Source organism: Williamsia phyllosphaerae, from assembly GCF_014635305.1.
GTDB lineage: Bacteria > Actinomycetota > Actinomycetes > Mycobacteriales > Mycobacteriaceae > Williamsia_A > Williamsia_A phyllosphaerae.
In genome coordinates this window covers 2,729,506-2,742,641 of sequence record NZ_BMCS01000001.1, presented here as the reverse complement: position 1 = coordinate 2,742,641, position 13,136 = coordinate 2,729,506, and the positions used below count along the sequence as shown (strand labels likewise).

General features: G+C 69.3%; 16 protein-coding genes and 1 tRNA gene. 9 read left to right on the top strand and 8 right to left on the bottom strand.

Features of this window, described 5'->3' with window-relative positions:
* Positions 1-3: 3 nt before the first annotated feature.
* From IEV93_RS12855 to IEV93_RS12845, 3 genes are read left to right on the top strand one after another with little or no spacing between them, the layout of a single operon-like run.
* A complete protein-coding gene (locus IEV93_RS12855; RefSeq protein ID WP_188490072.1) occupies positions 4-681 on the top strand; it encodes an HAD-IA family hydrolase in 678 nt (225 codons plus the stop codon).
* The gene (locus tag IEV93_RS12850; protein WP_188490071.1) at positions 674-1,150 is read left to right on the top strand and encodes a low molecular weight protein-tyrosine-phosphatase; all 477 of its coding nucleotides are present in this window, start codon (positions 674-676) and stop codon (positions 1,148-1,150) included. Before IEV93_RS12855 ends, IEV93_RS12850 begins: the two co-directional genes overlap by 8 nt.
* A gap of 28 nt (positions 1,151-1,178) precedes the next feature.
* Positions 1,179-2,150, top strand: coding sequence for an SURF1 family cytochrome oxidase biogenesis protein (locus IEV93_RS12845; protein ID WP_188490070.1), 972 nt, complete (start codon positions 1,179-1,181; stop codon positions 2,148-2,150).
* Here IEV93_RS12845 and IEV93_RS12840 read toward each other — a convergent pair.
* Positions 2,138-3,091 carry a cobalamin biosynthesis protein gene (locus tag IEV93_RS12840; RefSeq protein ID WP_188490069.1) on the bottom strand — a complete coding sequence of 318 codons (954 nt, stop codon included), beginning with the start codon at positions 3,089-3,091 and terminating at the stop codon, positions 2,138-2,140. The two genes, IEV93_RS12845 and IEV93_RS12840, sit on opposite strands and share 13 nt — an antisense overlap.
* A gap of 71 nt (positions 3,092-3,162) precedes the next feature.
* Here IEV93_RS12840 and IEV93_RS12835 point away from each other — a divergent pair, with 71 nt between their 5' ends.
* Positions 3,163-3,996: a spermidine synthase gene (locus IEV93_RS12835; RefSeq protein ID WP_188490068.1), complete on the top strand. Its 834-nt coding sequence runs from the start codon at positions 3,163-3,165 to the stop codon at positions 3,994-3,996.
* Complete coding sequence (locus IEV93_RS12830) at positions 3,993-4,736, top strand: 2-phosphosulfolactate phosphatase (protein WP_188490067.1); 744 nt, start codon at positions 3,993-3,995, stop codon at positions 4,734-4,736. Before IEV93_RS12835 ends, IEV93_RS12830 begins: the two co-directional genes overlap by 4 nt.
* 12 nt (positions 4,737-4,748) lie before the next feature.
* Here the strand turns inward: IEV93_RS12830 and IEV93_RS12825 are convergent, their stop codons facing one another.
* Positions 4,749-6,179: an acyl-CoA synthetase gene (locus IEV93_RS12825; protein WP_229705077.1), complete on the bottom strand. Its 1,431-nt coding sequence runs from the start codon at positions 6,177-6,179 to the stop codon at positions 4,749-4,751.
* A gap of 134 nt (positions 6,180-6,313) precedes the next feature.
* On the opposite strand from IEV93_RS12825, the gene IEV93_RS12820 reads away from it, so the two are divergent.
* Positions 6,314-7,423, top strand: coding sequence for a TY-Chap domain-containing protein (locus IEV93_RS12820; protein WP_188490065.1), 1,110 nt, complete (start codon positions 6,314-6,316; stop codon positions 7,421-7,423).
* Between the two features lie 25 nt (positions 7,424-7,448).
* Here IEV93_RS12820 and IEV93_RS12815 read toward each other — a convergent pair whose 3' ends face one another.
* Positions 7,449-8,147: a cation efflux transmembrane domain-containing protein gene (locus IEV93_RS12815; protein WP_188490064.1), complete on the bottom strand. Its 699-nt coding sequence runs from the start codon at positions 8,145-8,147 to the stop codon at positions 7,449-7,451.
* The gene (locus tag IEV93_RS12810; protein WP_188490063.1) at positions 8,147-8,473 is read right to left on the bottom strand and encodes an ArsR/SmtB family transcription factor; all 327 of its coding nucleotides are present in this window, start codon (positions 8,471-8,473) and stop codon (positions 8,147-8,149) included. Before IEV93_RS12810 ends, IEV93_RS12815 begins: the two co-directional genes overlap by 1 nt.
* Before the next feature lie 68 nt (positions 8,474-8,541).
* Here IEV93_RS12810 and IEV93_RS12805 point away from each other — a divergent pair, with 68 nt between their 5' ends.
* Positions 8,542-9,276, top strand: coding sequence for a DUF429 domain-containing protein (locus tag IEV93_RS12805; protein WP_188490062.1), 735 nt, complete (start codon positions 8,542-8,544; stop codon positions 9,274-9,276).
* Between the two features lie 19 nt (positions 9,277-9,295).
* Here the strand turns inward: IEV93_RS12805 and IEV93_RS12800 are convergent, their stop codons facing one another.
* Complete coding sequence (locus tag IEV93_RS12800) at positions 9,296-10,195, bottom strand: YdcF family protein (protein WP_188490061.1); 900 nt, start codon at positions 10,193-10,195, stop codon at positions 9,296-9,298.
* 210 nt (positions 10,196-10,405) lie between these two features.
* Here IEV93_RS12800 and IEV93_RS12795 point away from each other — a divergent pair, with 210 nt between their 5' ends.
* Positions 10,406-11,380 carry a helix-turn-helix transcriptional regulator gene (locus tag IEV93_RS12795; RefSeq protein WP_188490578.1) on the top strand — a complete coding sequence of 325 codons (975 nt, stop codon included), beginning with the start codon at positions 10,406-10,408 and terminating at the stop codon, positions 11,378-11,380.
* A gap of 21 nt (positions 11,381-11,401) precedes the next feature.
* On the opposite strand, the gene IEV93_RS12790 is transcribed toward IEV93_RS12795, so the two are convergent.
* Both IEV93_RS12790 and IEV93_RS12785 read right to left on the bottom strand, forming a co-directional pair.
* Positions 11,402-11,872 (bottom strand): DUF5994 family protein, encoded by a 471-nt coding sequence (locus IEV93_RS12790; RefSeq protein WP_188490060.1) that lies wholly within the window; start codon positions 11,870-11,872, stop codon positions 11,402-11,404.
* Positions 11,873-11,877: 5 nt separating this feature from the next.
* A complete protein-coding gene (locus IEV93_RS12785; RefSeq protein WP_188490059.1) occupies positions 11,878-12,015 on the bottom strand; it encodes a hypothetical protein in 138 nt (45 codons plus the stop codon).
* 273 nt (positions 12,016-12,288) lie between these two features.
* On the opposite strand from IEV93_RS12785, the gene IEV93_RS12780 reads away from it, so the two are divergent.
* On the top strand, positions 12,289-13,053 hold the full coding sequence (locus IEV93_RS12780; RefSeq protein WP_229705168.1) for a potassium channel family protein: 765 nt from the start codon (positions 12,289-12,291) through the stop codon (positions 13,051-13,053).
* On the opposite strand, the gene IEV93_RS12775 is transcribed toward IEV93_RS12780, so the two are convergent.
* Positions 13,010-13,085, bottom strand: a tRNA-Val gene (locus IEV93_RS12775). The two genes, IEV93_RS12780 and IEV93_RS12775, sit on opposite strands and share 44 nt — an antisense overlap.
* Positions 13,086-13,136: the final 51 nt, after the last annotated feature.

Below are 13,136 nucleotides of genomic sequence, written 5' to 3'. Positions count from 1 at the left end.
GCGGTGCCGCTCACCATCGATCCCGCCCATCCGTCGACACTCCTGCTGTTCGACCTCGACGGGACCATCACCGATTCGTTCGACGGCATCGCCAACAGCTTCCGCCATGCCCTGACCGTGGTCGGGCACCCCGAACCGGATCCGGCCCTCATCGCGGGCATCGCCGGTCCGCCCATGATGGACACACTGAACTCCCTCGGCCTCGACGGCGCGACGGCCGACGCCGCGATGTCGGCGTACCGCACCCGCTACAACGACATCGGCTGGCTGGAGAACTCGGTCTTCCCGGAGATGGCCGCGGTGCTGGCCGATCTGCAGGCCGCGGGACGACGGATGGCGATCACCACGTCGAAGAACCAGAGCACCGCACGCCGGATACTCACCCACTTCGGACTGGCCGACCACTTCGAGTACATCGCCGGTGCCAGCGACGACGGGTCGCGCCGGACGAAGAGCGACGTCGTCGCCCACGCCCTGAACGAACTGGGGGTGGCGACCTCGGACGACCGTACGACGGCCGTGGTGATCATCGGCGATCGCGAGCACGACATCCATGGTGCGGGCCAATTCGGTATCCCTGCAGTGCTTGTCGGGTGGGGTTACGCTCTCGAAGGCGAATCCGACGACGCCCGGTGGGTGGTCGAATCGGTCGAGGGACTACGAGAGGTGCTGGGTGTCTGAGCGTTGTCACGTCACATTCGTGTGCTCGGGGAACATCTGCAGGTCACCCATGGCACAGAACATCTTTCGTGACGCGGTCCGCGACGCCGGTCTCGCCGACCTGGTGTCGGTAGACAGCTGCGGCACCGGTGCCTGGCATGTCGGCGAACCCGCCGACGACCGGGCCCGTACCGAACTGCGTCGCAGTGGTCACGACGACGAGCACGTCGCGGCGGTGATCGGACCCGAACACACCTCCGCCGACCTGCTGGTGGCGATGGATTCTGGACATCTGCGGGCGCTGACGAAGAAGAAGCTCGCCGACCGCAGTCGCCTGCTGCGCAGTTTCGACCCCGACGCCGGCGACGACCTCGACGTCGCCGACCCCTACTACGGCGGCCCCGAGGATTTCGCGACCGTCCGAGCCCAGGTGGAGGCGGCCACACCGGGCCTGCTCGCGTGGGTGCGGGAGCAGCTCACGCAGCGGTGACACGCCAGGGGTGACGTACCGTTGGAGCATGCGAATCCTGCGTGCGTTCGTCCGCCCCGGATGGGTGGCGCTCGCGATCGTGGTGGTCGGGTTCGCCCTCGCGTGCTTCTGGGTCCTCGCGCCCTGGCAGCTGGGCAAGAACACCCGCACCGAGCACCAGAACGACCTGATCAAGAGCGCGGTGACGAAAAGCGCCGTCGACATCGGGACCGTCTACCCGGGGACCGGACAGATCCCGACCGACACCGAGTGGCGTGAGGTCACGGTGTCCGGGCAGTACCTGCCCGACAAGCAGGCCGTCGTGCGTCTGCGCTCGGTCGACGACAGCCCCGCGTTCGAGGTCCTCACCCCGTTCCGGGCCGACGACGGCCGGGTCTTCGTCGTCAACCGCGGATACGTCCGACCACAGCAGGGCACCGCACTGCCGCCGGTGAGTGCGGCCCCGTCCACCCCGACCTCGATCGAGGCCCGGATCCGGGCCCCCGAGGGCACCAGTCCGGGGCGCGGTCCGCGCATCGAGGCGGGCGTGTTGCAGGTGTACACGATCGATCCGGCCGTGTTGGGGAGACAGGTTGGTCTGCCCACCATGCCCGCCTACCTGCAGCTGTCCTCCGGTCAACCGGGGTCGCTCGCCGAGATCCCCATCCCCCAGCTCGACGCCGGGCCGTACCTGTCCTACGGACTGCAGTGGCTCGCGTTCGGCGTCATGGCGCCCCTGGGACTGTTCTACTTCGTGTGGTCGGAGATCAAACACCGTCGCACCGCCGCCGCTCAGCGCGCCGAGGTCGAGGCCCGACTCGGCGCCGATGCCGCCGACGCGATGCCCGAGGCGTCCGATGCACCGGTCAAGCGTTCGCGGGAGCGCCGACAGACCCTGACGAAGGCCTCGTCGGTCGGCATGGGCCAGACCCGGGTCAAGGGCACGATCGGCGCCGGACCGGACCAGCAGGAGGCCCCGGACCGGATCCGGGAGAAGTTGGCCAGCCGCTACGGCGACTGACGCCGGCGCACCACCAGAGTGCTGACCGCCGCGAGCACCGCGGACGCCACCTGCACCCGCCGCGACAACGCGACCGCCCGGTGCAGATCGGTCAGTGTCGGTGCCGGCCCGTCACCCAGACGGGGACGTTCCTCGGTGCGGTGTCGATACACGGTGGTGCCTCCCAGACCGACTCCCAGCGCACCCGCGAACGTCGACTCGACCACTCCGGCATTGGGGCTCGGGTGGCGGTGCGCGTCGCGGCGCCACGCTCGCAGTGCGTCACCGCGGCGGGGGCCGATGCCGACGATCACCGCCCCGGTGAGGCGGGCGGGCAGGTGATTGGCGACATCGTCGAGGCGTGCCGACGCCCACCCGAACCGCAGGTACCGCGGTGACCGGTATCCGACCATCGCGTCGAGGGTGTTGATCATCCGGTATCCGAGCAAACCCGGCGCCCCGGCGATCGCACCCCAGACCAGCGGCGCGACGGTGGCGTCGGAGGTGTTCTCGGCCACCGACTCCAGGGCGGCACGGACCATGCCTGGCCCGTCGAGGCTCATCGGGTCGCGGCCGCACAGACTCGGGATCAGCGCCCGCGCGGCGTCGATGTCGTCGCGCTCGAGTGCGTCGGCGACCTCGCCGCCCACCCGGGCCAGGCTCGTGCCCCCGAGCACCGCCCATGTCGACGCCGCGGTCGTCACACACCGCACGATGCCCCCTCGACGATCGCCGGGTACCCCCAGCGCGACGGCGGATCCGACGCAGATCGCGGTGAACACCACGCCGGCGGAACGGGTGTCGGCGTAGAGGGCGCGTTCTGCCCGACCGGCGACGGTGCCCATGCCCGCGACCGGGTGAAAACGGGCCGGGTCACCGAGAACGCGGTCGGCCACGACTCCGATCACCAGTCCGAGGGCACGCGCGGTCGCCGGTGTGAGGGTGGTGGGGTCGGTACGCATCGTCAACAACCTTCCCACCCCGGCTCGCCGCGCCCACGCCGTACCCGTGGTGCACCGATAGGGTCGGTCGGATGGCGAGCCGTCGGAGCACCGAGACGAGTGCAGGCGTCTACCCCATCGACACCGGGACATGCGCCATCACCCGCGACGACTACGGCGCCGGGTGGCTCGTGGAGATCAACGGTGTGCAGAGTTCGCACATCGATCCCGACGATCCGAGTCGTCTCGACTTCGAGTACATGCGATGGATGGTGGCGGTCATCGAGGCGCGACACCATCGCGACGAGGCGCTGCGCGTATTGCATCTCGGCGCGGGCGCGTGCTCGCTCCCCCGCTACCTCATCGACCGCTACCCGCGTTCGCGTCACGTCGCGGTGGACGTCGACGCCGCACTGGCGGATCTGATCCGTGAACAGTTCGACCTCCCGCGTGCACCCGTCCTGCGCGTGCGGGTGGGAGACGCACGGACGGTGACGGCGTCGCTGACCGACGACAGTCGCGACGTGGTGATCCGGGACGTCTTCGCCGGGGCCGTGACGCCACCGCGTCTGACCACCGTGGAGTTCACCGCCGAGGTCCACCGGGTGCTGCGACCCAACGGCCTCTACCTCGTCAACTGCGCCGACACCCGCGATCTCGCGCACGCCCGCGCCGAGACCGCCACCGTCGCCGACCGTTTCGCCAACGTCGCGATCATCGCCGACCCCGCGATGCTCAAGGGGCGGCGCTACGGAAACGTCATCATCGCGGGCAGCGACGGTCCGATCGACCGGACACCCGCACTGGTCAAGCAACTGCTCGCCGGTGCGGTGCCGGCCGGGATCCGAGCCGCCGGACAGGCGGCCGGGTTCGCCCGGGCCGCAACACCACTGACCGACGAGATGGTCGGGGTCGGCGAACGATGAGCGGCCGCACGCTGCTCGACTGGGGTGCCGCCGGTGCCCGTCACCTCCCACGCGAGGTCGGTGTCGCGGTGGTGGTGGACGTCCTGTCGTTCACGACCACGGTCGGCGTCGCGTGCGAACGGGGCATGACGGTGCTGCCGTACCAGTACGCCTACGATTCCGCGCAGGACTTCGCCGACGACCACGACGCGGTGCTCGCCACGCGGCGCGACCGGCGCGACCGGCACGATCGCACGTCGATCTCGTTGTCGCCGGAGAGTATTCGACGATGCGTCGACCCGCCGAGGCGACTCGTACTGCCCTCGCCCAACGGCTCGACGATCTCCCGTCTGCTCCGCGCCGACGGCCACGCGGTGATCGCGGCATCCCTGCGCAACGCCGACGCCGTGGCGGCGCACGTGCAGCGGGATCACCCCGACACCGTCGTGGCGGTCATCGCCGCCGGCGAGCAGTGGGAGGACGGCTCGCTGCGTCCCGCGGTGGAGGACCTGTGGGGCGCGGGGGCGGTTCTCGACGCCCTTGCGCAGCGCGGTCGAACAGATCTGTCGCCGGAGGCGTGGGCGACCGTGCACGCGTGGCGAGGGGTCGCCGTCGGCGCGTCGGAAGCGCTGCACGACACGGTCAGTGGCCGCGAGCTCGAGGCGCTCGGCTTCGTCGACGACGTCCGGGTCGCCGGCGAGATCGGGGCATCCGAGGTGGTGCCGGTGATGGATGGCGAGAACTACCTCGCCGCGCGGTGAGCGACCCCCTCGTCAGCCGTCGGTCAGCAACTTCTTCTTGACCACCTTGCCCATGGCATTGCGGGGCAGGTCGTCGACGAACCGGATCTCCCGGGGACGTTTGTGTGCCGAGAGGGACCGGGCCACATGGTCGATGAGCGTGCGGGCCAACGTGTCGGGATCGGTCGGATCGTCGGCCGCGCGGACGACGAACGCCACGATCCGCTGACCGAGGTCGTCGTCGGCGACACCGACCACGGCGACCTCGGCGACAGATCCGTGACCGAGCAACGACCCCTCGATCTCACCTGCACCGATGCGGTTGCCGCCGGACTTGATGAGGTCGGTCGACATCCGACCCACGATCCGGTGCATCCCGTCGGCGTCGATGAGGGCGGCGTCACCGGTGGCGAACCACCCGTCGGGCAGCCATGACTCGGCCGTCGCCTCGGGGCGGTCGAGATAACCCGACGCCACCATCGGTCCGCGGACGAGCAGCTCGCCGACGGCCTCCCCGTCGTGCGGCAGATCCTCCCCTGCGTCGTCGCGCAGACGCGTCTGCACACCCTCGACGGGCAGGCCCACCCAGCCGGGCCGACGCTCACCGTCGGCGCGTGTGCTGATCGTGATGAGGGTCTCGGTCATCCCGTACCGCTCCACCGGCTCGTGGCCGGTCAGTTCGCGCAGGGCCTCGAACACGGTGGGCGGCAACGGCGCACTCCCCGAGACGAGGAGGCGGGCCGATCGCAACGCACGCGCGTGCTCGGGCGCGGCGGCCATGCGCGACCACACCGTCGGCACCCCGAAGTAGATGCTGCCGGGATGGGCCGCGTAGTTCTCCGGGGTCGGTTTCACGGTGTGCACCAGACGTCCACCGATCCGCAGGGGTCCGAGAAGTCCGAGGATCAGCCCGTGCACGTGGAACAGCGGCAGCCCGTGCACGAGGGTGTCCTGCGGCGTCCACTGCCACGCCTGCGCCAGCGCGTCGATCCCCGCGGCGATGGCCCCGTGCGTCATCACCACGCCCTTGGGCGGTCCTGTGGTCCCCGAGGTGTACATCACCATCGCCGGGGCGCCCGCCCGCGGCTGCGGATGCCGGTGCCAGGACCGGGCGTAGAGGCGGACCGGGATGTGCGGCCGACCGCATGCGTCGGTCGGTGTCGCGCCGAGCCATGCCTGCGCGCCGGAGTCGTCGAGGATGTGGCGGAGTTCGGCCGTGCCGCTGTCGGGCGCCACCGGCACCACCACCACACCGGCCATGAGTGCGCCGACGACCGCGATGACCGTCTGCATGGACGGGACCGCCTCGATCGCGACGCGGCTCACCGCCCCCAACCGTTCGGCGGTCGATGTCGCGGCGCCGACGAGGTCACTGCGGGAGAACACCTCGTCGCCGACGGTGACCGCATCGGACACTTCGGAACGGCCTGCGACGACGTCGGGGGTCAGGAGTGGGAGGAGCACCGGATCACTGTGGCACACGGGCCCCACGGACTCCGCGGCGATGGTGGACCGACCTCCTCGGGGCAACTCGAGCGCCTCTGTCGGTGGCCGATCGTAGGGTCGCGACATCGTTCCACCGCCACCTGGGAGTCGCCATGTCATTGCCCCTCACCGACCTCGAGTTCGACGACGAGATCGATCGCGCGTGGTCGCGCTTTCACGGGTCGCTGGTGGCGCGCCTGTCCGGGATCGCCGACGACGAGGTGGTGTCGTTCCGGCGGGAGCGCGCCGACGCGGACTCCGCTCCCGATCTGACCGTGCGGCGCCTGCACGCCGGGGTCCTCTGTGCGGTGCTCGCGGTGGACGCAGACGCCGACCAGACCGCTGTCGCGGGATGGTCGCGAACCGGGGAGCACCACCTGACCGGTCTCGCGTCCTCGACGACTCCCGGCGACCTCGTCGACGACGTGATCGTGGTGGCCCGGACCGTCTGGGGCATCACACACCCGAGCTTCCTGCGTGCGGTCCGGTCGGTGCCGCCGATCGCCCCGGGCTCACGGGCCGCGGCCATGGCCGATCACCCCGCAGGCGGGATCGGTCGGACCGTGCGTCGGGTCGTGCACGAGCGCCTCGCCGGGTCGGTCGAGGTGGACCACTACCAGGCCCTGGAACTGCGCTACCCGAAAGCGCTGGTGCAGCTGCAACTGTGGGAGGTCGAGCGCAGTGCCCTGCTCTGGACCACCATCCGCGGTGTGGTCGATCCGATCCGCCTGGAGGCGGCGCAGGCCGTCGTCGAGCGGTGGCCGGGTCTCGAGTTGGTCTCCGAGGGCACGATCGTGGACGTGGAACTCGCCGTCGACCTCGGCGACCGTCCGACCCGGTCGATGATCACGGCACTCGACCGCTGGCACGACTTCATGCGCGACGGGTACCGGATGGTGGTCGAGGCACTCGTACGCCCCGGTGACGACACGCCCACCGACGTCCGACCCGCACTGTGCGCGGTGATCCGACGCCACCGCGACGACCGTCGCGTCGGCTCCGACGAGTTGGACGGCCTCGTCGGACTCGGGCGGGCGGAACTCCTGGACTCTCTCGACCTGTGCCGACGTCAGTCGATCTCCTGGATGAGCTGGGCCGACCGACGGCGGGCCGCCGACGACGCCGACGGCAGTGCCACCGCGTGCCGGGAGGCGCAGGTGTGGGACGCGACCTACGCGACGGTCGCGGCCGCGTTGCGGATGTCGGTGTCGCCGAACGACTGAGGTGACAACCGGTCTCGCGGCGGGGTCAGTCGCAGCAGGCGCAACTCGCGTCCGCAGGCGCACGGGCCGATCGCGGCGCCGGCAGCGCACAGCAGGCGTCGCCCCGCCAGGCGGCCCGACCCTCACGCATGGCGACCGCAGCGATGACCACAGCGGCGATCGGGTCGGCCCAGAACCACCCGAGCGCACTGTTGAGCACCAGACCCACCAGCAGGACCGCGGACAGACAGGTGCACAGCATGGTCTGCTTGGAGTCGGCCACCGCCGAGCGTGATCCGATCTCCCGGCCCGCCCTGCGCTGCAGCCAGGACAGGCCCGGCATGACGGCCAGGCTGACCGCGGCGAGCCCGATCCCGATCGACGAGTGCTCGGCAACCGAGCCACGGAGGAGGGAACCCACCGAGTCCACCGAGACGTAGGCGGCCAGTGCGAAGAAGGAGATCGCGATGATCCTCAGCGCGGTGCGCTCACGGCGCCCAGGGTCCGACGCGGAGAACTGCCAGGCGACCGCCGCGGCCGAGGACACCTCGATCACCGAGTCGAGCCCGAAGCCGACGAGCGCCGTCGACGACACCCGCGCGCCCTCGGTCAGGGCCACGGCCGCCTCGATCACGTTGTAGGTGATGGTCACCGCGACCAGGATCCGGATCCGCCGGGACAGCAGGCGCCGTCGCGTGTCCGTCGGCGCCGCGGGCACAGACGACGTCGCGGCGTCCGAGGGCATCAGCAGCACCCGCTCGCGGAATCGGCACAGCACGCCGGATCCACGGCGAGCACGACGGTCAACAGATCGGCGATGGCCCGTCCGATGGTCGGGTCTGCGAGTTCGTAGCGGGTGCGTCGGCCCTCGGGGACAGCGACGACGAGGCCGCACCCGCGTAGGCACGCCAGATGATTCGACAACTTCTGCCGACTGACCTCCAGGTCGTCGGCGAGATCGGCGGGGTATCGCGAGCCGTCGGCGAGGCCGAGCAGGATCCGGGTTCGGGTCTCGTCGGACAGTGCGTGCCCGAATCTCGCCAGCACGGACACGTTCGTCGCAACATCCATGGATCGCGACGGTACAGGTAAGTCTGTATTCAGAGAACCCTGTACCGAGCTCCCACTAGCGTGAGGCCATGCGAACAGTGGGCGTCGATCTCGCCGCGGAGCCGGCGAAGACCGCCGTGGCGACCATCGATTGGCACGACGGTCGCGCCACGCTCGTCGATGTGCGGCTCGGCGCCACCGACGCCGACCTGGTTGCCGCGTCGCGAGGCGCGGTACGGGTGGGCATCGATTCGCCCTTCGGATGGCCGGACGAGTTCGTGACCTTCATCTCCGCCCACCACCGGCACGCCGCCCCCACACATGGGCCGCTGAACACTCGCGCGGCGCGCGGACCACTGGTGCGTCGCACGACCGACGACGTGGTCCGCGAGCGGACCGGCCTCATCCCCCTGAGTGTCTCCGCCGACCTGATCGCCCACGTCGCGTTGCGATGCGTGGGCGTGTTGGCCGCGCTGGACGTCACCGACCGGGTCGACGGACGCGCGGTGGAGGCCTATCCGGCGGCGGCCCTGTCCACGTGGGGTTTCACCTCGCGGGGATACAAGGGCCGCGCGAACGACGCCGTTCGACGCACGCTCGTCGGCCAGTTCGTCGACGCCACTCCGTGGTTCAACCTCGGCACGCACCACGACCTGTGCATGCGTAGCGACGATGCGTTCGACGCGGTGTTGGCCGCGTTCCTGGCCCGTGCTGCGGCGATCGGGCGAACTCACCTCCCGACCGCCCCCCAACGAACGGTGGCGAGGCGCGAGGGCTGGATTCATCTGCCCGACATCGCGCTGTCCGACCTGGCGTCGGCCTGAAGTCGACGGCAGATCTGGTTCAGCGACCCGCGGGCAGCCCGAAGGTTCGCGTCACGTCGAGGTAGATCCCGCGTTGCGCGTCACGCGTGGGCGGCAGGATCTGCGAGGGCCACCCGTTGAACTGGGTGGTGGTGCCCACCACCGGTACGCCGGCCACGATGAAGTCGGCGACCGCTCGCCGCAGGTGGTTGGGACTGCTCACGATGATCGCGTTGCCCCAGCCGCGTGACCTCATGATCGCAGCGCTGTTCAGCGCGTTCGCGACGGTGGAACCGGCGCGGGTCTCGGCGACGATCCGGGAGGCGGGGATGCCGCGTCCGACCAGCCAGCCCTTCATGGCGGCGGCCTCGGTGACCCCGTTCTGCGGTGCGCCACCGGTGACGATGATCGGGGAGGCCGGGGCGATCAGGGCCTGCACCCACGTCTTGGTCAGCCGCTCGACGAGCTCCGGTCGCATCGTGCCGTTGGGCAGCAACCCGTACCCGAGCGCCACGATGGCCGTACGCGGGCCGATGATCCCCGGCAAGGGGTTGGGAATCGTCGCGATGCCGGCACCGATCGCACCGAACACCCCGCCGATCCCGCGGGCCGTTGCGGGCGAGACCGCGTTCAATCGCGCCAGCGCGCTCGCCTTGGTCGGGAAGTCGTAGGCGTAGTCGGCCCAGATGGCCTGCAGCGCCAGCGCCTGGCGGTCGTTGGGGGCGACACGCACCAGTGCGGCCAGATCAGCGAGTCCGCCGGCGACGTTCCCGTTGGAGAACTTGCCCTGAGCCGAGTTGTAGAGCGTCACCGACGGGGCCGGCTTCGCCGACGCGGCCGCGGGTGCCACGAGAACCTGGGTCGCGCCGACGCCGGTGGTGATCACCGCCAGGGCACCGATCATCACGCCGAACCTGCGGACACGAGACCACGATTGCATGGCGATGAGAGTAGTGGGGCTCCTGGGACCAAAGAGCTCAAAGTGGTTTCATATGCGTAACAAATCGATCCTCGCGTCCGCCACCGGAGCCCTCAGGCCGGCGTCGGCCTGCTGAGATGGAGGATTGAATTGATCGAGGACATCGATTGTCCTCAATAGGACGAACACTGGGGTCGAACGCACCCACCGCTACGAACGGGGCACGACATGGTGATGGAGACGTCCGCGCGGCTGCTGCGGCTGTTGTCACTTCTCCAGATGCGGCGCGACTGGTCCGGCGGCGATCTCGCCGCGCGGCTCAACGTGACGACGCGGACAGTGCGACGGGATATCGACCGGTTACGCGAACTCGGCTACCCCGTCGACGCGACTGTAGGCGTCGGCGGCGGATATCAACTCGGTGCGGGTGCGGAGATGCCACCGCTTCTCCTCGACGACCAGGAGGTGTTGGCGGTCGCTCTCGGATTGCAATCGGCGGCAACGGGTTCGGTGACCGGCCTCGACGACGCGGCCATCCGCGCACTGCAGAAACTACGGCAGGTGATGCCGTCGCGGCTGCGGCATCGACTCGACTCCCTGCAGGTGGACACCGTCACGTCGCCGACGTCGAAGTCGTCGGTCGACGCGGGCACTCTCTCCGACATCGCGGCGTGCTGCCATCGGACCGAGCGTCTGCGCTTCGACTACCTCGACCGTTCCGAGCAGGCCAGCCGACGTGAGGTCGAGCCGTATCGACTGGTGCGCAGCGGATCTCGGTGGTACTTGGTGGCATGGGACATCAGCCGATCCGACTGGCGATCATTCCGGGTCGATCGGATGACGCCCAAGATCCCCACCGGTCCCCGCTTCACGCCACGACCGCTCCCCGAGGGCGGAGCCGCGGCCCACGTGGCGGCCAGCATCGGCGCGCTGTGGCGGACGTCGAGCGCCCGCGTCCGGATCCACGCACCGATCGAGGACGTCGCACCGATGGTCGACGGCGATTGGGGCGTCGTCGAGACCGGCGACGAGACGAGTTGTGAAATAACGCTTTTCGGCACGTCGATGACCTCGATCGCCCGATGGCTACACGCGTTCGGTACGGACTTCACCGTGGTGGATCCGCCGGAACTCGCCGACGAATGCGTCGAGGTGGCGCGCTATCACGAGCGGATGAGCCTTCGGTACCGGTCCGCGGTGTCGTGATGCGAACCGGTCCGGCGTATTTCAGCTGGTCTTCGCGCGTCCGTCTGCCGCCTGGGTCTGGGCACTCTGGACGATCCGACGCGCGGCCAGATGCGCCCGGGTGTCGAGGAGATCCATCGGTATCGGTAACGCCACCGCTTCACGGAGCACCAGGGTCGCCAGGCGCACTGAGGTCCGAAAAGGTATGAGCAGCAACGTGATCGTTCGAATACTCCCGGTGATGACCATCAGATGGAGATCAATCGATGCCGGGGTGCCGGGATGTGCGGGGAACTCGGCAGCATTGAAGTTCGGGAAAGCGGACGTGTTCGTCCAGTTGACGCCGATCCCCTCCACGGCGCCCACCCGCGAGGCGAGCGCGAGCATGAGGTGGGGCAGTTCGCCGGCGACCCGATTGGTCTGCGGCCACCACGCTCCGTCGACGTCGCGTCCCGCGACCTCCGACAGGGCAAGTCGAACCGGCTGTGCGCTGCGCCGATCGACCTCACCCACGGTGATCAGTGGTCAGAGGCGGAATGCGGATGCTTGTCCGCATTCTCGGCGTCGGAGAAGGTGGGGTTGCGTACCGACGCGTCGCTCGACTCGGCGGGCGCCTCGGCCACTGCCGTGTGCGAGAAGAGTTGCGTGTAATCCATGGTCATCCTCACAGGGCGCGAAGAGATGCGCCGCTTGTTCTGAAGAGGCGACGATCGAAGGATGCCGACCGTCGCGGGGTTGAGACGTCTGCCGGAGAGCGACAGATGGTTGAACCTGTGTCTCACGCTACACCGGTGACCGCGCGTGCGGACGATGTGCGACACACCCGGGTGTCACGCCGGGTCACGCGACGGCGATCGGGTAGCAATGCAACAACCCCCGTGACGAGCAGGCCACCGTCTCGATTGGGCGGCGATCAGGATTGGGGACCCGTGCTCGACAGAACAGACTTTCTCGCGAAGTGGGACAAGCGGCTGGAATGGCCGCTGGCCTGCGTGGCCGGCATTTTTCTGGCCGCATACTCAGTCCAGGTCCTGGCCCAGCCCTCCGGGATCGCGAGAGCCGTCCTATCCGCGGTGGTGGCGGCTGCGTGGCTGGTGTTTGCCGTCGACTACATCGTCCGCCTCGCCGTTGCACCGGAGAAGGGAAGATGGTTCGTCCGGCACCTCCTTGATCTCGCCGTGGTCGCGTTGCCGCTGCTCCGGCCGCTGCGACTGCTGCGGCTCGTCATCTTGTTCGGCGCGTTACAGAAGGCAGTAGGCGGCGCGATCCGAGGAAGGGTGGTCATTTACACGGCCGCAAGCGCGGTCCTGTTGATCTATGTTGCGTCGTTGGCGATCTTGGAGGCCGAGCGCTCACGAGGCGACGCCGTCATCACGACGTTCGGTGACGCCGTGTGGTGGTCGATCACGACGGTCACCACCGTCGGGTACGGCGATTACGCACCCGTGACCACCACCGGTCGGATCATCGCGGCACTCCTGATGATCGGCGGCATCAGCCTGATCGGAATTGTGACCGCGACCCTGGCATCCTGGATCGTCCAACGTGTGGCACAGGAGGATGCGGCGAATCAGGTAGCGACAGGGCAGCAGATCCAGCAACTACACGATGAACTCGTCGAGTTGCGTATTGCGATCAACCGTTCACAGATGGTGCGCGCAGAGGGATTTGAACCCCCGACCGCTGGTGTGTAAGACCAGAGCTCTAACCACTGAGCTATACGCGCCGACGGCGCGCCACAGCGCCGATGCAGACACGAATCTATCGCGCCGCGGAG

What these genes read in the sequence shown, in the direction of transcription:
- IEV93_RS12845 (WP_188490070.1), top strand. Translation starts at nt 1,179, where the DNA reads ATGCGAATCCTGCGTGCGTTCGTCCGCCCCGGATGGGTGGCGCTCGCG.
- IEV93_RS12840 (WP_188490069.1), bottom strand. Translation starts at nt 3,091, where the DNA reads ATGCGTACCGACCCCACCACCCTCACACCGGCGACCGCGCGTGCCCTC.
- IEV93_RS12835 (WP_188490068.1), top strand. Translation starts at nt 3,163, where the DNA reads ATGGCGAGCCGTCGGAGCACCGAGACGAGTGCAGGCGTCTACCCCATC.
- IEV93_RS12830 (WP_188490067.1), top strand. Translation starts at nt 3,993, where the DNA reads ATGAGCGGCCGCACGCTGCTCGACTGGGGTGCCGCCGGTGCCCGTCAC.
- IEV93_RS12820 (WP_188490065.1), top strand. Translation starts at nt 6,314, where the DNA reads ATGTCATTGCCCCTCACCGACCTCGAGTTCGACGACGAGATCGATCGC.
- IEV93_RS12815 (WP_188490064.1), bottom strand. Translation starts at nt 8,147, where the DNA reads ATGCCCTCGGACGCCGCGACGTCGTCTGTGCCCGCGGCGCCGACGGAC.
- IEV93_RS12810 (WP_188490063.1), bottom strand. Translation starts at nt 8,473, where the DNA reads ATGGATGTTGCGACGAACGTGTCCGTGCTGGCGAGATTCGGGCACGCA.
- IEV93_RS12805 (WP_188490062.1), top strand. Translation starts at nt 8,542, where the DNA reads ATGCGAACAGTGGGCGTCGATCTCGCCGCGGAGCCGGCGAAGACCGCC.
- IEV93_RS12800 (WP_188490061.1), bottom strand. Translation starts at nt 10,195, where the DNA reads ATGCAATCGTGGTCTCGTGTCCGCAGGTTCGGCGTGATGATCGGTGCC.
- IEV93_RS12785 (WP_188490059.1), bottom strand. Translation starts at nt 12,015, where the DNA reads ATGGATTACACGCAACTCTTCTCGCACACGGCAGTGGCCGAGGCGCCC.